The organism is Streptomyces sp. NPDC017991 (genome assembly GCF_044328075.1).
In the GTDB taxonomy this organism is placed as follows: domain Bacteria; phylum Actinomycetota; class Actinomycetes; order Streptomycetales; family Streptomycetaceae; genus Streptomyces.
In genome coordinates this window covers 19,835-43,035 of sequence record NZ_JBIRGP010000015.1, presented here as the reverse complement: position 1 = coordinate 43,035, position 23,201 = coordinate 19,835, and the positions used below count along the sequence as shown (strand labels likewise).

Below are 23,201 nucleotides of genomic sequence, written 5' to 3'. Positions count from 1 at the left end.
CCGCTGCCGCGAAACGGAGGAGGTCCAGCTGGTCAGCCCGGTCCGGGAACACCCTCGTCTCCGGGAGGGCCCTCGGGCCCGGGATGCCTGCGCAGCAGATAGGTGTCCATGATCCAGCCCTTGCGCTCGCGGGCCTGCGCGCGGACCTCGACGATATGGGGCGCTGTCTCCGCGAGGGGCCCCGAGACGAGGATCTCGTCCGGCATGCCCAGATAGGCGCCCCAGTAGATGTCGATGTCCTCGCCCGTGCCGGCGTACCGCTGGAACGTCTGATGGGCGTCCAGCATGACGACCACGTCGTCGACGCCCTCGGGGAGGCCCTCGGCGAGCCGGCGGCCCGTGGTGATCTGCACGGGACGCGCCACCCGGTTGAGGCCGGTGCGATGACGGGCGGCGAGGGACGAGACGCTGCTGATGCCCGGCACGACGTCGTACTCGAAGACCACGACACCCCGTTCCAGGACCTCCTCCAGGACACCCGGCGTGCTGTCGTACAGCGAGGGGTCGCCCCAGACGAGGAACGCCCCGGTCCCGTCCTCGCCCAGTTCCTCGGCGATCAGCCGCTCGAAGACGCCGGCACGGGCGCTGCGCCAGTCCCCGACGGCGGGGGAGTAGCCCGCGCCCTCCGCCGTACGGTCGCGCTGGGGATCGCGCGCCTCGACCGTCCGGTACGTCCCCTCCGGCAGGTGCGCGCCGAGAATGTCACGGCGCAGCCGCACGAGGTCCGACTTCACCTCGCCCTTGTCCAGGACGAAGAACACGTCGGTGCTCTTCAGCGCCTTGACCGCCTGGAGGGTCAGGTGGTCGGGGTCGCCCGCGCCGATGCCGATGACATGAATCTTTCGCACCTCCAGAGTCTGCCGCACGGCAGCACGGCCCCGCTCACCCCACCCGGTCGCGCGCGGCCGGTTGAATCGCTCAGGAGTCGCCGCCACGCAACCGCGGGGCCCACGCCGACGCGTCCACGGCGGCTTCGTCCCGCTCCACGGCACCCGCCAACTCGCGCGCCCAGGAGGCGAGTTCAGCCAAAGCGAGCCCGTACGGACGCGGGTTCCCGGAACCCGCGCCCCACTCCTCGACCGCTCCGGCCCCCCGCCGCAGCAACCGTGCCCCGCCCGTCACGTTCCCGCGGGCCGCGTGCGTGAGCCCCACCGCGAGCTGGGCGAGCCCCCGCCACAGTGCCCGTTCCTCGTCGGGGCCCGCCTTCCAGGCGTCCTCGAAGACCTCGTGCGCGTGGAACGGCTTCCCCGCCGCCAGCAGTGCCTGTGCCTCGGTGACGGTGTCCTCCGGGGCGCGCACCACCCCCTCGGGCTGCCGCTCCACGCCGTCCACCCCGTACGGCAGGGGCCTCCCGAGCCCGTCCCGGGGCCGCGCGTTGCGCGCCCGGCCCTCCGTGTCCCGGTCCCGCCTGTCGCCAGAAGTGTTGCTCATGCGCCGATTGTCCCCCCATGCTCGCCGTCTTCGGGACTCCCCCTGTGTGCGGTAAGGTTCTGTTCGCGCGATCACGCGGTTCACCGCGGCGAGGCGCATCGGGACGTGGCGCAGCTTGGTAGCGCACTTGACTGGGGGTCAAGGGGTCGCAGGTTCAAATCCTGTCGTCCCGACGATGTGAAGGGTCTTCGCAGGCGAGAGCCTGCGGGGGCCCTTTTCGCATGGGCCGTATTCCGGATTTCACGGTTTTGTGCACCGTTCACGGCCGGGATGTTCGTGCTGATGGCCGCAACCTGATGGCCACAACTTGCACGGCACCAAGTGCGGTGTTCTGCCGCCCTCTCGGGTGAGCGGGCCCGTGGTTCACTGATCAGTGCTCCGATGCTCCGGAGATTGCTTCAATGGTTGAGGATTGTTTTGGAGGGACGGCAGGAACGCCAGTGGGCATCGGTTCCTGAAATCGACAATTCGACCGGCCGCGGCGGATTCCCTTCTTGTGCCGCAGGGGTATCGACTGGTCTCATAAGTGGTTTGACGTACGTGCGGGCTTCGTAGCGTAGGCGGTGTCCTCGTTGTCCGGAGAGGGTGCCCTGTCATGAGGCGGGAGACGGCGTTGGGCAGGCACTCGCGTTCGGTACGGGGCGGTTGTGCGGGCTGGGTGTGCTCCTGGAACGCGTTATGACGCTTCCGGGCGACTCGACCGTGGGCCCCCCGCTCCGTGAACCCGTAGAGGTTCTGGACCGGGACGACGGCTGGGAACGGGTCTTCCGGGATCTCCGGCAGTGCGGGACCGCCCTGGTGCACACCCGGCTGGCCGACTGGTGCCCCGAGCCGGAGGACATCCCGGAGATGCGCCGCCTGCTGGGCCGGGACTGGTCCCGCTATCTCGACGTCGCCCCTCCCGAGACCCGGATCCGTCATGTCGCCGGCCGCCTGCTGCTGAAGCACGCGGCGGGCGTGATGCCGTGCGGTGACCCCGAGGGCGTGGAACTCGGCTACGGGCCGGCCGGACGCCCCTATCTGCGCGGCTGCGACCGGGTGGACATCAGCCTGAGTCACGCCGAGGACCGGCTGCTGGTGGGCCTCACCACCACCGGCCTGATCGGCGTGGACTCGGAGCGCGCCGACCGGAAACTGCCCGGCCTGGGGATGAGCGGGCACGTGTGCACACCGTACGAGCTGATCTCGCTCGCCAATCTTCCTGAGGCGGAACGCAATCCGACGCTGGTGCGGCTGCGAACACTCAAAGAGGCCTACGGCAAGGCCATCGGGGCCGAGCGGCGACTCCGGTTCACGGAGTTCGGGTTCGGCCCCGACGGCAAGCCCATGAAGGTGCACAGGCCCGACGGAACGCCCGGCACCGGTGCCGAGTGGGCGTTCCGCACCTTTCTGCTGCCCAACGGCCACTGCGTGGGCGCCGCCGTGTACGACGCGGGCTTCGACGGTTCGCGAGCGGCTCTCGCCCGCGAGGCGGCTACTCCTGCGAGCTGGGCTGGACCAGCCCGGACAGCGTGGCGTTGACCCCTGCCTGGAAGCGGCTGGTGGCCTTCAGTTCCTCGGTGATCTCGGCGATGTGCCGACGGCAGGTGCGTACGGACATACCGAGACGCCGGGCCACCATCTCGTCCTTGTAGCCATTGGCCATGAGCCGCAGGATCGATGCCTTGACCTCGTCGGCGAGCGGCTCGGGGGCGCTGGTGCCGGGCTGGAAGGGAAGAGCGCCCTGCCACATGTGATCGAACACCGAGCACATGAAGGCGACGAGATTGGGCTCTCTTATGATCACCGCGCCGCGCCCGGGGTCGGGCAGGTTCTGCTCGGGCAGGAACGCGACTTCGCGGTCATAGATGATCAGTCTGTCGATGAGTTCGTCGGTGGTGCGTATCTCGGCGCCCTTGGCGGTGACTTCGGAGACATAGGCGCTGGTGACCAGATCGCTGCGGGCCGTGTGCTGGTAGAGGGTGCGCATACGGACACCCCGGTCCAGTGCGGCGACATTTGAATTCCGGACGGTGTCGAGAACCTCGGGTGGGCGGGCTCCTCCAGGTTGAACAGTCAACATTTCGGCGCGCGCGCGGAGCAGGTGCTCGTCGAGGAGCGCGCGAATGGTGTCGACGTCCGTGATGAGGTCGAAGGCTTCCATCTGATTGCGCCGGCGCCGACCCTCGAAATAGGTCGGCATCAGGGAAAGCATCCGGGTGCGGACTTCACTGACCGCCTGTTGCAGTTCGCGTATCTGCCCCTCGGAGGAGCCCAGCAGCTCCGCGGCGGCGGCGTCCGGGCTCACGGGAGCCAGCCGGTCGGGGTCGCCGGGCAGCGGCTGCAGCAGCCGCAGATGGCGTAGTACACCCTCGATCCGGGACACTTCCGTGCTGGATGCCTGTAATTCATCGGCTATTTCTTCCCGCACGAACTGACCACGCTTAATTGCGTGTCGATAGGCGTTGGCGCTTGAGTGGTCGAGTTCGGCGAACTCCGGCGTGGAGCCGTTGATTCCTCCCATGCAGTCCTTCTCCCCCGTGCTGACTTCAGTTGTTGCCATGCAACTTTACGCCAGGGGAGGTGACTTGGGGGGAGCGCCGGAGTCGGGCATCCTGGATCTCGTCACTCGAAGGGGGGTGGGAAGCGATGACGACGCACGACGCTTCTCCGCTGCAGAAACCAAGTCGTCACCAATGGGGGATGTATGGGGCTCTTCGTGATGAGAAGTGTCATTTCGGGTGAAATATTGGCGGGATCCGTTCCCGTGACCGTGGGTCCGGCGAGCCGGAGGGTGGCCGTGGAGGGTGGACTCCACGGCCCGTTCGACGACAACGGCTGGCCCCGCACGCGTAGTTGACGCGAGCGCCAGTGGCCCCTCCCCTTCGCGGGGAGGGGCCACTGCTGTGCCCGGTCCGATGGCGGACGCGGCGTGCACGGCGCCCCGGGCGGGGCTCCGTGCCGAACGTGAAACGTTCACCACTTATTGCGACAGTGATTATTGACCGAGTGCAAAAAGCCCCCGCGCTGGGCCGACGCGAAATGACGAACTCGATTGTCACCCGTGCCAAGGCAAAGAAACGCTGGAAACCGCGGCCGGCCTCCGGCCCTGGACGGACAAGGTTCTCAGGAGCCCTGCGCGGAAGCCAGTTGGAGATCCACGGGAAGATCCTGCCGCCGGGTGATCTTGAGTTTCCGATAGACCTTGGTGAGATGCTGCTCCACCGTGCTCACGGTGATGTAGAGCCGCAGCGAGATCTCACGATTCGTGTAGCCCTGTGCCGCGAGCGCGGCGACCCGCTGCTCGGAGCTGCTGAGCTTCGAGTCGATCGCGGTGGTCACCGGGATCAGGGTCCGCTCACGAGTGAGGTCCCTGGACGCCCTGCCGGGAATCGTCTCCTCGCACAGGGGCCTGGCCCCGCAGATGTGCGCGAGGTTCCAGGCGCGCCGGGTCATCGTGTTGGCCCGGGTGGCCTCGCCGACCGACTGCAGGGCCCTGCCGAGGTCGCCGAGCGCACGGGCCAGCTCGACCCGGTCCCCCGACCGCCGCAACTCCTCGACGGCCTGCCCGAGCAGCGCGGGGCGCTCCTCCTGGGAGACGGTCTTCGCGTGGGTGCGCAGGGAGATTCCGCGTACCCACGGATGTCGGGCGTCGGGCGAGGCGAGCTGCCGCTGTATGAGGCGCTCCGCCTGCTGCACCTCACCGAGCCGCAGCAGCGCCTCGGCCGCGTCCGTGCGCCAGGGCAGCACGACGGGCCTGTCCAGATGCCAGCGCTTCAGCAGCCGGCCCACCTCGATGAAGTCGCCGAGAGCCAGGTGGAACTGGTCGGTGGCCAGGTGGTACAGCCCCCGGGCGCGCAGATGTCCGGGACCGTGGATACTGTCGAACAGCTGATCGTCGGCCGGCCGGTTCAGCCGGTCGGCCGCGGCGGCGAACTGCCCGGTCATGGTGTGGGCGCGGATGAGCACCGCGGTGGGTGCCGAGGCGAAGGCGCCCGCGGTCGGTTCCGGCAGGACGTCCAGGGCGGCGGAGGCCTGCAGTTCGGCCCCCCGCAGATCACCGAGCCGCAGCAGCACCTCGGCGTGGAGGGTGGTGAACAGCGCCTGCCAGCCCGGAGCCTCGCGACGCTCGGCCTCCTCGGCCAGGCTCTGGCTCCAGTGGGCGGCCCGCTCGGGCTGCGCGGAATGGGCGAGGGCGCGGACCGCCTGGTTGAGCGCGTGCAGGGTCGTATCGGTGAGGACCGACTGCTCCAGCACCCGCTCCGCCGCCGTACCCGCGCTGCGGTCCGCCGCGTCCGGCACATCCCAGTACGAGGTGAGCACCCGGCTTCCCGGCAGCTCCGGCAGCTGGAGACTCGTGTCACCCGTCCTGTTCGCGGACTCGGCGATCCGGTCGTTGATCGCGGCGGCCTCGGCCACCCGGCCCTGACAGGCCAGTACATGGGCGACCGACCCCAACTGCGGACCTGTCAGCGTGCCGCCCTCCGCGGTGTCGAGGGAGGAGGACAGGAGGCTCTCGGCCCTCCTCGGATCGAAACGCCACAGCACGGTGGAGAGACGGGTGGTGATGTCGATCCGGATCCGCTCGTCGGAGCATGCCGCATACGCCAGTTCCAGCGCCGCCGCCGCCGGCCTCGGCTCGTCCCCGGCGAGCAGCCGCTCGGCGTGGTCGCGCAGCATGTCCGTTGCCCACGGCGTCTCGGACCAGGGGACGTCCGCCTGCGCGGAGGCGAGCAGATGCCCGGTCACGGCGGTCGAACGCGGTTCCGTGTCGTGCAGCAGCCGGGCGACCCGGCGGTGCAGCCCGGCCTGTTCCGCCGAGGTGAAGTCGTCGAGAACGGCCGCGCGGGCCGCCGGATGCCGGAAACCGCATCCGTCGAGAATGCCCGCGGAGGTGAGCGCCGCTATGCCGCGTGCCGCGGCCGAGACACTGATGCCGAGCAGTTCGGCGGACCGCTCGGGGGTACCGAGACCGCCCAGGACGGTGAAGGCGGCGGCCACCTCGCGGGCGGCGCGACCGCTACGGCGCAGACAGTTGTCCACGGCGTGCGCGAACAGACCCCCGGTCACCGGCCGCAGCGCACGCGGCTCGGCGGTCTCGGGCCACGCGGCACGGCAGTCCTCCAGCAGGGCACGCACCAGCAGCGGATTGCCGCCGCTGATGTGGTGCAGATCCTCCACCAGGCCGTAGTGCCGGGACAGCTCCGGATCGGCGTCGAGCATCTGCGCGACGCCCAGCCGGCTGAGCCTGCGCAGCCGTACGTACCGGGATGCGGGACTGCGCAGCAGCTCGGACTGCAGCGAGGAGTCGGCGCTCCCGTGGTGTGGCGTGGCGGCCGCCACGAGAAGGATGCGCGCGGAGCGCACATGGCGGATGAAGTACCGCAGGTACTGCAGCGACAGTTCGTCGGCGTGGTGGAGATCGTCGATGGAGCACACGACCGGGTCGGCCGCGGCGAAGCTGTGCAGCCACGTGCAGAACTCCCGCAGCGACTCGGGGCGTGGCGGCCCCTCGTCCGGGTCGGGCAGCTGAGGCCGCCCGTCGGCCGGAACGGTGTCCAGCAGTTGACGAAGCAGCCCCAACGGCTGGCTGCTCTCCGGCTCCGTGCCCTCCGCGTGCAGGACCACGGCCTTGGTGGCGGCACGTTCGGCCACGGCGGCGAGCAGCGAGCTCTTGCCGCAGCCCGCCGCGCCCTCGATGAGTACTGTCCGGGTTCGCCCGGACAACGCCTCGGCGCTCGCCGAGTCCAGAACAGCCAGTTCCTTGGTGCGATCTTTCAGCCTCACAGCGGCCCCGTTCCGTGTGAACTGTATGAACATTTGTTCCTCTTGCCCGGCGTGAGTCTATGGACGGGGCAGGGCCGAGAAGCAACGAGTCCGCTGGCCGAAAGTTGCACTGCATGAAGTCGCGGCCCCCATTTCGCAGCCGGCCCGAGGCGGTGCAGGGGTAGGGGCGGGTAAGGGTGGTGAGCCCCGGCACCTGCTCGCTAGCGTCCGTTTTGATTGCCGTTCGAGTGCGGATCCCCAGGGGACGCCAAAGCTGGTCGATTAAGCGCGGGGTGGCCGAGATGAGCACTGAGGAAAAACTCCTCGACTATCTCAAGCGGACGACTACGGATCTGCGCGACGCGCGACGCCGTATCACCGAGATCGAGGAGCGGGAGCGCGAACCCATCGCGATCGTGGGGATGGCGTGCCGCTTTCCCGGCGGCGTCGCCTCGCCCGAGGAACTGTGGGACCTGGTCGCCGCGGAACGGGACGGACTCTCCGGCCTGCCGCGGGACCGCGGGTGGGACGTGGCCAACCTCTTCGATCCCGAACCCGGCCGCCCGGGCAAGAGCTATGTCGACCGGGGCGGCTTTCTGCACGAGGCGGGGGACTTCGATCCGGGGTTCTTCGGCATCGGACCGAACGAGGCGCTGACGATGGACCCCCAGCAGCGGCTGCTGCTGGAGATCTCCTGGGAGGCGTTCGAGCGGGCGGGCATCGACCCGTCCCGGTACCGGGGAAGCCGCACCGGCGTCTTCGCCGGTGTCAACTACCACGACTACGCGTTCAACAGCAGTACCGGAGCGATCGCGTCGGGACGCATCTCCTACACGCTGGGCCTGGAGGGCCCGGCGGTGACGGTGGACACGGCGTGCTCGTCGTCGCTCGTGGCGCTGCACTGGGCCATGCGCTCCCTGCGGTCGGGGGAGTGCTCCCTGGCGCTGGCCGGTGGCGTGACCGTGATGGCGACGCCCGAGACCTTCATCGAGTTCAGCCGCCAGCGCGGACTCGCCCCGGACGGCCGCGTCAAGGCGTTCGCGTCCGCCGCGGACGGCACGGGGTGGGGCGAGGGCGCCGGAATGCTGCTGGTCGAGCGGCTCTCGGACGCACAGGCCAACGGCCACCCGGTGCTGGCCGTGGTACGCGGCTCGGCGGTGAACCAGGACGGCGCGTCCAACGGACTGACCGCCCCGAACGGCCCGTCGCAGCGGCGGGTGATCGAACAGGCCCTGGCCGGCGCCGGGCTGAGCACACACGACGTGGACCTCGTGGAGGCGCACGGCACCGGAACCGTACTGGGCGACCCGATCGAGGCCCAGGCCCTGCTGGCGACCTATGGGCGGGACCGCGCGGAGGGTCGGCCCCTGTGGCTGGGATCGGTCAAGTCGAACATCGGTCACGCGCAGGCCGCCGCCGGTGTCGCGGGGATCATCAAGACCGTCCAGGCGCTACGGCACGGGGTGATGCCCAGAACGCTGCACGTGGACGAGCCGACACCCCATGTGGACTGGTCACCGGGCGGTGTCCGGCTGCTCACCGAGGAGCGGGAGTGGCCGCGCACGGGCCGCCCGCGCCGGGCGGGGGTCTCCTCGTTCGGGATCAGCGGCACCAACGCCCACGTCATCCTTGAGCAGGCGCCGGCCCCGGCCGCCGGTGAGCCGCCGACCGCCCCGGATGCCGGTGCGCGACCGGCGAACAGGCCCCCCGTCGTCCCCCTGACGCTCTCCGCGCGCGACGACACCGGTCTGCGGGGCCAGGCCGCCCGGCTGCGCACCCATCTGCGTACGCATCCCGGACTGGACCTCCACGACGTGGCGTACTCGCTGGCGACCGGCCGTGCCGCGCTGGAGCACCGGACGGTGGTCGTCGGCCGGGACCGCGCCGAACTGCTCGCGGGACTGGACGAGTTGGCCGACCCGGCGGGCGAGCCGCCCGACGGGCGGGGCAGCGTACTGCGCGGCGTCGCCGCGACCGGGGAGCCGATCGCGTTCCTGTTCAGCGGCCAGGGCTCGCAGCGGGCCGGCATGGGACAGGAACTGCACGCGGCGTTCCCCGTGTTCGCGGACGCCTTCGACGCCGTGTGCGCCGAGTTCGCCCCCTACCTCGACCGGCCACTGGCGCAGGTCGTCCGGTCCGAACCCGGGCTGCTGGACCGGACGTCCTACACGCAGGCAGGCCTCTTCGCGGTCGAGGTGGCCCTGTTCCGCCTCCTGGAAGCGGCAGGCGTCGTTCCCGACTACGTCGCGGGCCACTCGATCGGCGAACTGGCCGCCGCCCACGTGGCCGGGGTGCTCTCCCTGCCGGACGCGACCGCGCTCGTCGCCGCCCGCGGACGGCTGATGCAGGCGCTCCCGGCGGGCGGCGCGATGGCCGCCGTCCAGGCCGCCGAGGACGAGGTCGTCCGAAGGCTCGACGCCGATGTCGACATCGCGGCGGTGAACGGGCCCGACTCTGTCGTCGTCTCCGGGTCCGAAGAAGCGGTGCAGCGCATCACCATGCATTTCGAGGGACTCGGACGCAAGACCAGCCGACTGCGGGTGTCGCACGCTTTCCACTCGCCCCTGATGGAACCGATGCTCGCCGAATTCCAGGAGATCGCGGCGGGGCTCTCCTATTCTCCTCCGAAGATCCCCGTCATTTCGAACGTCACCGGCCGAGCGGCCGAAGAACTGGGGTCGGCGGAATACTGGACACGCCATATCCGCCGGACCGTCCGATTCCAGGACGGTATCCGGACGCTGCGCGCGGCGGGCGTCGGCCGATTCGTGGAACTGGGCCCGGACGGCGTTCTGACCGCCATGACCGAAGCCTGCCTCGACGCCGAGGAGAACACCGCGCTCACCGTCCCGACCCTGCGCAGGGACAGGCCCGAGGCCACCGAACTGCTCACCGCAATCGGCCATCTGCACGTGCACGGCCTCGCCGTCGACTGGAAGCCGCTGCTGGGCACCGCCTCCCGCGTCGACCTGCCGACCTACGCCTTCCAGCGCCGCCGCTACTGGCTGGAGAGCGCCGGCACCGCGGGTGATGTCGCGTCGGTGGGCCTGCGGCCCGTCGAGCACCCGCTGCTGGGAGCGGCGGTGACCCTGCCGGACGGAGGCGGAGCCGTTCTGACGGGACGCGTGTCACCGGGCACCCAGCCGTGGCTCGCCGACCACATGGTCGCGGGCGCCGTGCTGTTCCCCGGGACCGCGTTCGTGGAGCTGGCGGTACAGGCGGGCGACCGCGTCGGCTGCGGGACGGTCGAGGAACTGACCCTGCACGCGCCGCTGGTCCTGCCCGACCACGACGGCGTCACCGTCCAGGTCGTGGTGGAGAACGCGGACGACACCGGCCGGCGCCCGGTCGGGATCTACTCCCGGTCGGGCGGCACGGCCGGCGACGAGGTGTGGATCCGGCACGCCGGCGGCACGCTCACCCCCGGCACGGCCGCACCGGCCTTCGACCTCACCGCCTGGCCGCCGCCCGGCGCGACCGCGGTCCCGGTGGACGACGCGTACGAGCGGCTCGCCGAGACCGGCTACGGCTACGGGCGCCTGTTCCAGGGGCTGCGCGCGGTCTGGCGGCGCGGCGACGACCTCTTCGCCGAGGCCGCCCTGCCCGAGGACGCCTGGGACGACGCCGCCCGCTTCGGTCTGCATCCGGCGCTGCTGGACGCCGTCCTGCACACGAGTGCGGTCTCCGGGGACGCGGGCGACGACCTGGTCCTGCCCTTCGCGTGGAACGGGGTGCGGCTGTTCGCGGCGGGGGCGCCGGCGGTCCGTGCCCAGTTGAGCCCGGCCGGCTCGGACGGCGTGGCGCTGCGGATCGCCGACGGCGCCGGGCGGCCCGTCGCGTCGGTCGACTCCCTGGTGTCCCGCCCGGTGTCGCCCGAGCGTCTCGCCGTCACCGCGCCGGCCTCCACGGACTCCCTGTACCGGCTGGAATGGTCTCCCGCGGCGCTCCCCACGGCCCCCGGCGACCTGAGCTGGGCGGCGTGGGACCAGGTCGGTGACACGGTCCCCGACGTCGTCGTCCTGCCGGTCCGGGCCGGCGGAGTACGGTCCGGCGAGGTACGGGCCGTCACCCACGAGGTGCTCGCGGCGCTGCAGACCTGGACGGCCGGGGAGCGGTACGCGGCATCCCGGCTGCTGATCGTCACCTCGGGCGCGGTGTCGGTCGACGGCGAGGACGTCACCGATCTCGCGGCGGCCGCCGCGTGGGGCCTGGTCCGCTCGGCGCAGTCCGAGGACCCCGACCGGATCGTACTGGTGGACACCGACACCCCCGACGACCTGGCGGGCGTCGTCCCGCTGGCACTGGGCGAACCCCAGACCGCCCTCCGCGCCGGGACGGCCCACGTCCCGAGGCTGGCACGGGTGCCGGGCCCGGCAGTGCCCGCCCCGGACGAGCCGTTCGGCACGGGCACCGTGCTGATCACCGGAGGGACCGGCGGACTCGGAGCCCTGCTGGCCCGGCACCTGGTGACGGCCCACGGGGTACGGAACCTGCTGCTGACGAGCCGGCGCGGCGAGGACGCGCCGGGCACCGGACAGCTCATGGCCGAACTCACCGAACTGGGCGCGCACGTCGAGGTTGCCGCCTGCGACGTCGGCGACCGGCCGGCCCTGGCCGTGCTGCTGGCCGGGCGCACCCTGACCGCGGTCGTCCACGCGGCCGGAATACTGGACGACGGCGTGGTCGCCTCCCTGACCCCGCAACGGCTGGACGCGGTTCTGGCGCCCAAGGCCATGGGCGCCCGGTATCTGCACGAACTGACCCGCGACATGGACCTGTCGGCGTTCATCGTGTTCTCCTCCGCCGCCGGCGTGCTGGGCTCACCCGGGCAGGGCAACTACGCGGCGGCGAACGCGTTCCTGGACGGTCTGGTCCAGCACCGGCACGCGCAGGGGCTGGTGGGCCGGTCCCTGGCATGGGGGCTGTGGGCCACGGGCACCGGGATGGCCGGCGCTCTGGACCACGGCGACGTCCGCCGGATGGCGCGCTCCGGCGTGCACGCCCTCACCGCCGAGCAGGGCCTGGCACTGTTCGACGCCGCCATCTCCCGGCCGGAACCACTCCTGGTCCCGATCGCCCTGGACCCCACCGCACCGGCCGGCACCTCCGATGAACCGCCGCACGTCCTGCGGGGCTTGCACAGCGGCCGTGCCCGCCGCCGTGCCGCGTCCGGACCGGCCGCCGCCGGGGTGCTGCGCGAACGCCTCGCGCCGCTGCCCGAGGACGACCGCCGCGCGGCAGTCCTGGAGATCGTCCGCGCCCAGGCGGCGGCGGTGCTCGGATTCGACGGCCAGGACGCGATCGAAACCGAGCGCGCCTTCCGCGAACTGGGCTTCGACTCCCTGTCCGCCGTGGAGCTGCGCGGACGCCTGAACCAGGTGACCGGACTCCGGCTGCCCGCGACGCTGGTGTTCGACCACCCGACGCCGACCGTGCTGGCCCGGTACCTGGCGGACGAGATCTCCGGTCGGGGAGAGGCGGCGGGCGCCGCGCCGGTCGCGGTACGCACTGGCGCCGACGACGACCCCATCGCGATCGTGGGGATGGCCTGTCGCTACCCGGGCGGCGTCACCACACCGGACCAGCTGTGGGACCTGGTGGCGGACGGGATCGACGGCATTTCCCCGTTCCCCTCCGACCGGGGCTGGAACGTCCGGCGCCTCTACGACCCCGAGGGCACCCGCCCGGGCACCAGCTACGTCGACCAGGGCGGATTCCTGCACGACGCCGCCGACTTCGATCCCGGGTTCTTCGGGATCAGCCCGAACGAGGCCCGCTGGATGGACCCGCAGCAGCGGCTGCTGCTGGAGGTCTCCTGGGAGGCCGTCGAACGCGCCGGGATGGACCCCACGACCCTGCGGGGCAGCCGGACCGGCGTGTTCGCCGGGATGATGTACCACGACTACGCGAACAACAGCAATACCGGCTCGGTCGCCTCCGGCCGCATCTCCTACACGCTCGGCCTGGAGGGCCCGGCGGTCACCGTAGACACCGCGTGCTCGTCGTCGCTGGTCGCACTGCACCTCGCGGTACAGGCACTCCGCTCGGGCGAATGCTCCCTCGCGCTGGCGGGCGGTGTCGCGGTGATGGCGGCCCCGGACGTCTTCGTCGAGTTCAGCGAGCAGCGCGGACTCGCGCGCGACGGGCGTGCCAAGTCGTTCGCCGCCTCGGCCGACGGAACGTCCTGGGCCGAAGGCGCGGGGATGCTCCTGGTCGAGCGGCTGTCGGACGCGCGCGCCAACGGCCACCCGGTACTGGCCGTCGTGCGGGGCACGGCGGTCAACCAGGACGGGGCTTCCAACGGATTGACGGCGCCGAACGGTCCGTCCCAACGCCGGGTGATCCGGCAGGCGTTGGCGAATGCCGGGCTGACGACGGCGGACGTGGACGCGGTGGAGGCGCACGGTACGGGGACGACGCTGGGCGATCCGATCGAGGCGCAGGCGCTGCTGGCGACGTACGGGCAGGACCGTCCCGAGGGGCGCCCGCTGTGGCTCGGCTCGATCAAGTCCAACATCGGACACACCCAGGCCGCCGCCGGAGTCGCCGCGATCATCAAGATGGTCAAGGCCATGGACCACGGAGTCCTGCCCCGGACGCTGCACATCGACGAGCCGACCCCGGAGGTGGACTGGGCGTCGGGCGAGGTGGAACTGCTGACCGAGGCGCGCGAGTGGGAGGAGTTCGGCCGCCCGCGCCGCGCCGGGATCTCCTCGTTCGGCGTCAGCGGCACCAACGCCCATGTGATCGTCGAGGCGGCATCGGAACCCGCCCCCGCCGAGGCCGGGGAACCGACCTCGAACCCGCACCCGGTCCTCTCCTGGGTGATCTCCGGGCGGGACGAGCACGGTCTGCTCGGGCAGGCGGAACGGCTGCGCGCGCATGTGCTGTCCCGACCGGACCTCGACCCGGCGGGCGTGGGCCACGCGCTGGCGACGACGCGGGCGCTCCTGGAACACCGCGCGGTCGTGGTGGGCCGCGACCGCGACGAACTGCTCTCGGGCCTGGCCTCGCTGATCGAGGGCACCGCCGGGCCGGGCACGGCACGCGGGATCGCGGCCTCCGGCCGTACGGCGTTCCTGTTCTCGGGTCAGGGTGCGCAACGGGCGGGTATGGGGCGGGAGTTGTACGAGGCGTTCCCGGTGTTCGCGTCCGCGTTCGACGCGGTGTGCGCGGAGTTGGACGTGCACTTGGACCAGCCCTCGGACGGTGGGTCGCTGCGTGAGGTGATCTGGTCGCGGGCGGAGCTGCTGGATCGGACGGTGTTCGCGCAGGCGGGGTTGTTCGCGGTCGAGGTGGCGTTGTTCCGGCTGCTCGAATCGTGGGGCGTACGGCCTGACTTCGTGGTGGGTCATTCGATCGGTGAGTTGGCGGCGGCGCATGTGGCCGGGGTGTTCTCGCTCGGTGACGCGGCGCGGCTGGTGGCTGCGCGCGGCCGGTTGATGCAGGCGCTCCCGTCGGGCGGGGCGATGGCCGCCATCCAGGCGAGTGAGGACGAGGTCGTTCCGCTGCTGGATGAGGCGGGGGTGGCGATCGCTGCGGTCAACGGCCCCGATTCGGTCGTGGTGTCCGGTGTGGAAGCTCAAGTCCGCGCCATTGAGGCGCACTTCGGCGCACTGGGCCGTAAGACGAACCGTCTGCGGGTCTCGCACGCCTTCCACTCCCCGCTCATGGACCCGATGCTGGACGACTTCCGTGAGGTGGCCGAGAGCGTCACCTACAACGCGCCCGCCATCCCGATCGTCTCCAACCTGACAGGCGGATCGGAGGCGGAAGACCTCGGCTCGGCCGACTACTGGGTCCGGCACGTGCGGCAAGCGGTGCGCTTCCACGAAGGTGTACGGACGTTACGGGCCGCGGGTGTGAACCGGTTCCTGGAACTGGGGCCGGACGGCGTGCTGACCGCGATGACCCAGGCAGCACTGGAGGAAGCGACCGGCGACGTCACCGCGACGGCGGTCCTGCGGCCCGGCCGACCCGAGACCGTGACCCTGGTCGCCGCGGTCGGGCGGCTCCACGTGCGCGGTGTACCCGTGTCCTGGCGGGCGGTCCACGGCGAGAACCCGCCCGCCGCGGTGGAGTTGCCCACCTACGCGTTCCAGCGACAGCGGTACTGGGTGGAGGGGGCGGCCGAGTCGGGTGACCTGTCCGGCGCGGGACTGCTGCCCGCCGACCACCCCCTGCTGAGCGCGGTCCTCACACTGCCGGACTCGGGCGGCGCGGTGCTCACCGGCAGACTGTCGGTCGGAACCAGGCCCTGGCTTGCCGACCACCGGGTGCTGGGCGGGATCCTGTTCCCGGGCAGCGGGCTCGTCGAGCTCGCGATCCGCGCCGGGGACCACCTGGGGAGCGGCGCACTGGAGGAACTCACACTCCAGGCTCCCCTGGTCCTGCCCGAGCACGGCGGGGTCACCGTACAAGTGGTGGTGGACGAGGAGGACGGGACGGGCCGCCGGCCCGTCGGCATCCATACGCGGCCGAGCGAGGGCGCGCCCGACGCGCCCTGGACCCGGCACGCCACCGGCGTACTGACAGCCGATGGATCCGACCCCGCCCCGGCCGGCGACTTCGGCCTGACGGCGTGGCCACCGGAGGGCGCCTCGGAGCTGGCGCTGGACGGCCCGTACGAACGGCTGGCCGCCGCGGGCTACGACTACGGACCACTGTTCCAGGGCTTGCGGGCGGTGTGGCGGCGCGGTGACGAACTCTTCGCCGAGGTCGCCCTGCCCGAGGACGGCTGGAGCGAGGCCGACCGATTCGGTGTGCACCCCGCACTCCTGGACGCGGTCCTGCACACGGTCCTGGTCGCCAGGGACGGGGACGGGACGGACCGGGACGAGACCGTGCTTCCGTTCGCGTGGAACGGAGTGCGGCTGTTCGCCTCCGGCGCACGTTTCGTCCGGGCGCGGCTGGCACCGGCCGGCGCCGACGGGGTCTCCCTGCGGCTCGCCGGCGAGGACGGGCAGCCGGTGCTGTCCGTCGACTCCCTGCTGTCGCGCCCGGTCTCGCCGGAGCAACTGGCGGCCTCCGCGTCGACATCGCACGACTCCCTGTACCGCCTGGAGTGGCACTTGGCGACCCCGGTGGCGGAGGGGGGAGGGGCCTCCTGGGGTCTGTGGGAGCCCATCTCCAACGCACTCGACGTGTCCGACGTACCGGAAGTCGTCGTGCTGCCCGTCACGGACGGCGACCTCGTCGACGGGGTGAACCGGGCGCTCACCGCTCTGCGGACATGGTCGGCCCAGGAGCGGTACGCGTCCTCACGGCTCCTGTTCGTCACCTCGGGCGCTGTGGCACTCGAAGGCGAGGACGTGCCGGGCCTGACCGGCGCGGCGATCTGGGGACTGGTCCGGTCCGCCCAGTCGGAGGACCCCGGCCGCTTCCTGCTCGCCGACGTGGACGACCCCGGCGACCTCGCGGACGTGGTCGCCACCGCCGTAGCCGCCGACGAGCCGCAGGTGGCGATCCGGGCCGGAGCCGGTCACGTCCCCCGGATGACACGGGCGGTCGTCCGCGCCGACTCGGGCGACGCCGAACCGGCGTTCGGCACGCGGACCGTCCTGATCACCGGCGGCACCGGCGGGCTGGGCGCTCTGGTGGCCCGCCACCTGGTGACGGCCCACGGGGTACGGAACCTGCTGCTGACCAGCCGCAGGGGCGGGCAGGCGCCGGGCGCGGCAGAGCTGTGCACGGAACTGACCAAACTGGGCGCCGAGGTCGAGGTGATGGCCTGCGACGTGGCCGACCGTGCCGCGGTGGCCGCCCTGCTGGACGACCGGGACCTCTCCGCCGTGGTCCACGCGGCCGGGCTCCTGGACGACGGAATGATCGCTTCCCTGACCCCCGAGCGGATGCGTGCCGTGCTCGCCCCCAAGGCCCTGGGCGCCCGGCACTTGCACGAACTGACCCGCGACATGGATCTGTCGGCGTTCATGGTGTTCTCCTCCGCGGCCGGTGTGATGGGCGCGCCGGGCCAGGCGAACTACGCGGCGGCGAACGCGTACCTGGACGGTCTGATCGCCCACCGGCGAGCGCACGGGCTGCCGGGACGGTCGCTGGCGTGGGGCCTGTGGGCAACCGTGACGGGCATGTCCGGCCGGCTGGACGGCGGCGATGCCCAGCGGATGGGCCGGTCCGGGGTCCGCGCGCTGAGCGTCGAACAGGGACTCGGGCTCTTCGACGCCGCCCTGCGGACCACCGACGCCCTGCTCATCCCGATAGGCCTGGAGACCGGGGCCCTGGCCGCCGCGGGCGACGCACTCCCGCACGTGCTGCGCGCCCTGGCGGGACGCTCGCGCCGCACCGCCGGGGCGGGCGGGGGCTCGGCGGCGGCCCTGCGGGTCCGTCTCGCCGCGCTGCCCGCTGCCGAGCGGGTGCCGATGATGCTGGACACCGTCCGTGTCCAGGCGGCATCGGTGCTGGGATACGACGACCCGGGCCGGGTCGAGCCGGAACGGGCCTTCCGCGACCTCGGCTTCGACTCGCTGTCGGCCGTGGAGCAGCGCAACCGCCTGAACCAGGTGACCGGGCTCCGGCTGCCGGCGACGCTGGTGTTCGACCATCCGACACCGCTGGCACTGGCTCAGCACCTGGTGGACGAGATCATGGGCTTCACGCCCGCCATCGGGAAGACCACCGCAGTCAGAGCCCCGCTGGACGACGAACCCATCGCGATCGTGGGCATGTCCTGCCGCTATCCCGGCGGCGTCGTCTCGCCGGAAGACCTCTGGGACCTGGTCGCGCGCGGAGCCGACGGAGTGGCGGGCTTCCCGACCGATCGCGGCTGGAACACCGACAGGCTCTACGACCCCGAAGCGGCACGGCCCCACACCAGCTACGTGAACCAGGGCGGATTCCTCTACGACGCCGCGGGGTTCGATCCCGGGTTCTTCGGGATCAGCCCGAATGAGGCGTGGTTGATGGATCCGCAGCAGCGGTTGCTGTTGGAGGTGTCGTGGGAGGCGTTGGAGCGGGCGGGTATTGATCCGTCGTCGTTGCGGGGCAGTTCGACGGGTGTCTTCGCCGGGATGATGTACCACGACTACGCCCATAACAGCAGTACGGGATCGGTCGCGTCGGGGCGTATCTCGTACACGCTGGGTCTTGAGGGCCCGGCGGTCACTGTCGACACCGCGTGCTCGTCCTCACTCGTCGCACTGCACTGGGCCATACAGGCGCTGCGGTCGGGGGAGTGCTCGCTGGCGCTGGCCGGTGGCGTGACGGTGATGGCGACGCCGGAGACGTTCATCGAGTTCAGCCGTCAGCGGGGACTGGCTCCGGATGGGCGGGCGAAGTCGTTCGCGGCCGGGGCCGATGGCACTTCGTGGGGTGAGGGTGCGGGGATGCTGCTGGTGGAACGGTTGTCGGACGCGCGCGCCAACGGGCACCCGGTGCTGGCGGTCGTCCGTGGCTCCGCGGTGAACCAGGACGGCGCCTCGAACGGGCTGACGGCGCCGAACGGTCCGTCCCAACGCCGCGTGATCCGGCAGGCGTTGGCGAATGCCGGATTGACGACGGCGGACGTGGACGCGGTGGAGGCGCACGGTACGGGTACCACGCTGGGTGACCCGATCGAGGCGCAGGCGCTGCTGGCGACGTACGGGCAGGATCGTGCGGACGGGCCGCCGTTGTGGCTGGGGTCGATCAAGTCGAACATCGGGCACACGCAGGCCGCCGCGGGCGTGGCGGGGATTATCAAGATGGTCAAGGCCATGGACCACGGTGTTCTGCCCCGGACATTGCATGTGGATGCTCCTACGCCGGAGGTGGACTGGGCGTCGGGGGCTGTGGAGTTGCTGACGGAGGCGCGGGAGTGGCCGGAGGCCGATGGTCGTCCGCGGCGGGCTGGGATCTCCTCGTTCGGGATCAGCGGCACCAACGCCCACGTGATCGTCGAGGCGGCGCCCGCCGGAGCGGAGACCGAACGCGACGAGTCGTCGACGAGTGAACTCCCGCTCGTTCCCTTCGTGCTTTCCGCGAGGTCCGCCGATGGGTTGCGAGGCCAGGCGGAGAAACTGCGGTCGTATCTCGCGGCTCACCCGGAGACGCACTCCGCCGACGTGGCGTTCTCGCTGGCCACGTCACGCCCCGCCATGGAACACCGTGCCGTGGTGGCCGGCCGGGACCGTGACGAACTGCTGTCCGGTCTCGATGAGTTGGCCGCGGGTGTCCCTGGTCGTGGAGTAGTGCGAGGAGCGGCGAACCCTGGCCGTACGGCGTTCCTGTTCTCGGGGCAGGGTGCGCAACGAGTGGGGATGGGCCGGGAGTTGTATGAGGCGTACCCGGAGTTCGCGGCTGCGTTCGACGCGGTGTGCTCGGCGTTGGACCAACATCTGGATCGGCCGTTGCGCGAGGTGATGTGGTCCGAGCCGGATTTGCTGGATCGGACGGTGTTCGCGCAGGCGGGGTTGTTCGCGGTCGAGGTGGCGTTGTTCCGGCTGCTCGAATCGTGGGGCGTACGGCCTGACTTCGTGGCGGGTCATTCGATTGGTGAGTTGACTGCGGCGCACGTGGCCGGGGTGTTCTCGCTCGGTGACGCGGCCAGGCTGGTGGCTGCGCGCGGCCGGTTGATGCAGGGGTTGCCGTCGGGTGGGGCGATGGCCGCCATCCAGGCCACCGAGGACGAGGTCGCCCCGCTGCTGGACGACGCGGAGGTGGCCATCGCGGCGGTCAATGGCCCCGATTCGGTCGTGGTGTCCGGTGTGGAGTCTCAAGTCCTGGCGATTGAGCGTCACTTCGGTGCGCTGGATCGTAAGACGAACCGACTGCGGGTCTCGCACGCCTTCCATTCGCCCCTCATGGATCCGATGCTGGACGACTTCCGTGAGGTGGCCGAGAGCATCACCTACGGCAGTCCCGCCATACCGATCGTCTCCACGCTGACAGGCCATGCCGTCAAGGCAGCAGAGATCACGGACCCTGACTACTGGGTGCGGCATGTACGGCACACGGTTCGGTTCGCCGACGGCGTCGAGGCGCTGCGGGACGAGGGGGTCACCCGCTTCGTGGAGCTGGGGCCCGACGGCGTCCTGACCGCGATGACGCGGGCCATGGTGGATGACGCCGACGCCGGCGTGTTGATGGTGCCGACGCTGCGCGCGGAGCACGGTGAGTCTGCGACGTTGATGACGGCGGTCGGGCGGATGCACGCCGGTGGTGTCGCGGTCGACTGGGGCAGGTTGTTCGACGGGCGTGGTGCCCGGCGGGCGGACCTCCCCACCTATGCGTTCCAGCGCCAGAAGTATTGGCTGGTGGATTCGCAGATCGGCGGAGACGCCCTCTCGATGGGACTCGGGTCGGCCGAGCATCCGCTCCTGAGCGCGGTCGTCTCGTCGCCCGATTCGGGCGGCGTCGTCCTGACGGGCCGGCTGTCGGTCCACCGGCACCCTTGGCTGGCCGACCACACGGTGGGCGGAGTCACCATGTTCCCGGGCACGGGCTTCGTGGAGCTGGCCATCCGCGCCGGGGACCAGTTGGACTGCGGCCGACTTGAGGAACTGACCCTGGAGGCTCCGCTCATCCTGCCCGCCGACGGCCATGCCTTCGTCCAGGTGATCGTCGGTGCTGTTGGCGTCACGGGCGTCACTGGTGCTGATGATGCGACCGGTGCGACCGGTGCGCCCGAGCAGCGTCCGGTGTCGGTGTACTCCCGCATGGACAGCGACGCCCCATGGACGCGCCACGCACTGGGCACCCTCTCCGCCGACGGCACGGACGCGGCTTTCGATCTGCGGCAGTGGCCGCCGGTGGACGCCGTACCGGTCGAACTCGACGGTCTCTACGATGGGTTGGCACAGGCAGGTCTGGAGTACGGGCCGGTGTTCCGGGGGTTGCGGGCGGTGTGGCGGCGTGGCGAGGAGGTGTTCGCGGAGGTCGCGCTTCCCGACGCGGAGGCGGTGGACGGTTTCGGGCTGCATCCGGCACTGCTGGACGCCGCTCTGCACGCGTTGGCGGTCGACGGGGTGGCCGGTGAGGGTGTGGCCCTGCCGTTCTCCTGGTCGGGTGTGGAACTGTTCGCCTCCGGCGCCACAGCGCTGCGGGTGCACGTGGCCCCGGCGGGAACCGGCGCACGGTCGTTCCGGGTGACCGACATGTCCGGGCGACCGGTGGCGTCCATCGAGTCACTGGCGCTGCGGGAGATCACGCCGGAACACCTGTCGTCCGCCGCCGCCGGATCCGGGCAGTTCCATGCATCCCTGTTCAAGGTGGAGTGGGCGCCGACCACACCGACGCGGGCCGACGAACCGGCCTGGGCGCGGTGGGACACGCTGAAACCCGATGACGCGGTCCCGGACATCGTGGTGTTCCCGGTGGCCGGTGGGCCGAACGCCACCGCCGCTCGGGAGGCCACGCACGAGGTGCTCGATGTCGTGCGGTCGTGGCTGGCGGAGGAGCGGTTCGCCGAGGCGACGTTGGTCGTGGCGACTCGTGGTGCGGTGTCTTCGGTGGGTGAGGATGTCACCGATTTGGCGGGTGCGGCGGTGTGGGGTCTGGTGCGGTCGGCGCAGTCGGAGAATCCGGGGCGGTTCGTGCTGGCCGACCTTGATGTGGGTGCCGGTCTTGGCGAGGTGGTGGCGGCTGCTGCTCTGGGTGAGCCGCAGGTGGTGGTCCGGGAGGGCGTGGTGCACGCCCCTCGGTTGGCACGTGTCGCCGTGGAAGCACTGGAGGTGGGGGAGGAGCCGGCCTCGGTGTTCTCCGGTGATGGTGCGGTTCTGGTGACGGGTGCGTTCGGTGCGTTGGGCAGCCTCGTGGCGCGGCATCTCGTTGCCGGGCACGGGGTGCGGCGGCTGGTGTTGGTGGGTCGGCGGGGTGCGGAGACGCCGGGAGCGGCGGAGTTGTGTGCGGAGCTGGCGGGGCTGGGTGCCGAGGTCGAGGTGGTGGCCTGTGATGTCTCGGACCGGGATGCGGTCGCGGTGCTGCTGTCAGGTCGTGAGTTGTCGGGTGTGGTGCATGTTGCCGGGGTGCTGGACGACGGGGTGATCTCGTCGTTGACTCCGGAGCGGGTGGATGCGGTGTTGCGTCCGAAGGTGGATGCGGCGTGGCATCTGCATGAGTTGACGCGGGACATGGGTCTGTCGGCGTTCGTGTTGTTCTCGTCGGCGGCGGGTGTGCTGGGTGCTCCGGGGCAGGGCAACTACGCGGCGGCCAATGCCTTCTTGGATGCGCTTGCCGTGCACCGGCGGGCGAACGGGCTGACGGCCCAGTCACTTGCCTGGGGCCCCTGGGCCACGGATGCCGGAGGCATGGCTGCGCGGCTGGACAACGCCGACGCCGAACGGATCGCCCGGTCCGGGGTGGAGGGACTCTCCGCGGAGCAGGGCCTCGCCCTGTTCGACACCGTGATCACGTTGGACGACGCGGCCCTGCTGCCCGTACGGCTCGACCTCAAGGCCCTTGCCGCCGCGGGCGGAGACCTGCCCCAGCTGTTCAGGGGCCTCGTGGACAGGAGGGCATCCCGGCGGACCATCGATGGCGGAGCGGGCTCCGCCGCGGAACTGGTGCGACGGCTGCACGGCGTGCCGCCCGACGAACGCGACGAGATGCTGAAAGAAGTGGTCCGCAGCCACGCGGCCGCGGTCCTCGGACATGGCGACCACCACGCGATCGAGCCGGAACGGGCCTTCAGCGACCTCGGCTTCGACTCCCTCAGCGCGGTCGAGCTGCGCAACAGCCTCAACTCGGCGACCGGGCTGCGTCTGCCGCCGACGCTGGTGTTCGACTATCCCAACGCCCGCGTCCTCGCCGCTCACATCGCGGCGGAGCTGGTGCCCGACGCGGCCAGGACCGACGCGGGTGAGGAGACGGTTCGGCGCATCCTGCGGACCATTCCCCTGAACCGGCTGCGCGAGGCGGGCCTGATGGACAGCCTGCTCGAACTCGCCGGCGCCCGGGAGCGGGAGCGGGAACCGGCTCCGGCCGACTGCCCCTCCGACGAACTCTCCATCGACGTGATGGACGCGGAAAGCCTGATCACCCTGGCGCTCGAAGGCGCCGGTCTCGATGACACGACGCGGGAAGAGTGAACG

Annotated in this window: 6 protein-coding genes and 1 tRNA gene; 3 read left to right on the top strand and 4 right to left on the bottom strand. The window is 71.3% G+C overall.

The features are described from left to right. Positions 1-32 precede the first annotated feature (32 nt). Both cobF and ACH4DZ_RS35595 read right to left on the bottom strand, forming a co-directional pair. Entirely contained in the window at positions 33-848 is an 816-nt protein-coding gene (gene cobF / locus ACH4DZ_RS35600) for a precorrin-6A synthase (deacetylating) (RefSeq protein ID WP_398292333.1), read from the bottom strand. Between the two features lie 70 nt (positions 849-918). Further along, positions 919-1,431, bottom strand: coding sequence for a DUF309 domain-containing protein (locus ACH4DZ_RS35595; RefSeq protein ID WP_398292331.1), 513 nt, complete (start codon positions 1,429-1,431; stop codon positions 919-921). A gap of 99 nt (positions 1,432-1,530) precedes the next feature. On the opposite strand from ACH4DZ_RS35595, the gene ACH4DZ_RS35590 reads away from it, so the two are divergent. Both ACH4DZ_RS35590 and ACH4DZ_RS35585 read left to right on the top strand, forming a co-directional pair. Beyond that, positions 1,531-1,604: transfer RNA gene (locus tag ACH4DZ_RS35590), tRNA-Pro, on the top strand. 505 nt (positions 1,605-2,109) lie between these two features. Then, positions 2,110-2,952: a 4'-phosphopantetheinyl transferase family protein gene (locus tag ACH4DZ_RS35585; RefSeq protein ID WP_398292329.1), complete on the top strand. Its 843-nt coding sequence runs from the start codon at positions 2,110-2,112 to the stop codon at positions 2,950-2,952. On the opposite strand, the gene ACH4DZ_RS35580 is transcribed toward ACH4DZ_RS35585, so the two are convergent. Then, the gene (locus ACH4DZ_RS35580) at positions 2,906-3,934 is read right to left on the bottom strand and encodes a LuxR C-terminal-related transcriptional regulator (RefSeq protein ID WP_398292327.1); all 1,029 of its coding nucleotides are present in this window, start codon (positions 3,932-3,934) and stop codon (positions 2,906-2,908) included. The genes ACH4DZ_RS35585 and ACH4DZ_RS35580 overlap by 47 nt on opposite strands. A 602-nt stretch (positions 3,935-4,536) precedes the next feature. Continuing rightward, positions 4,537-7,197 (bottom strand): AAA family ATPase, encoded by a 2,661-nt coding sequence (locus ACH4DZ_RS35575; protein WP_398292325.1) that lies wholly within the window; start codon positions 7,195-7,197, stop codon positions 4,537-4,539. 281 nt (positions 7,198-7,478) lie between these two features. Here ACH4DZ_RS35575 and ACH4DZ_RS35570 point away from each other — a divergent pair, with 281 nt between their 5' ends. Beyond that, on the top strand, positions 7,479-23,198 hold the full coding sequence (locus tag ACH4DZ_RS35570; protein WP_398292323.1) for an SDR family NAD(P)-dependent oxidoreductase: 15,720 nt from the start codon (positions 7,479-7,481) through the stop codon (positions 23,196-23,198). The last annotated feature ends 3 nt before the right edge of the window (positions 23,199-23,201 follow it).

Excerpts from the sequence above, each read along its gene's own strand:
- ACH4DZ_RS35585 (WP_398292329.1), top strand. The coding sequence starts at position 2,110 with ATGACGCTTCCGGGCGACTCGACCGTGGGCCCCCCGCTCCGTGAACCC.
- ACH4DZ_RS35570 (WP_398292323.1), top strand. The coding sequence starts at position 7,479 with ATGAGCACTGAGGAAAAACTCCTCGACTATCTCAAGCGGACGACTACG.
- ACH4DZ_RS35595 (WP_398292331.1), bottom strand. The coding sequence starts at position 1,431 with ATGAGCAACACTTCTGGCGACAGGCGGGACCGGGACACGGAGGGCCGG.
- ACH4DZ_RS35580 (WP_398292327.1), bottom strand. The coding sequence starts at position 3,934 with ATGGGAGGAATCAACGGCTCCACGCCGGAGTTCGCCGAACTCGACCAC.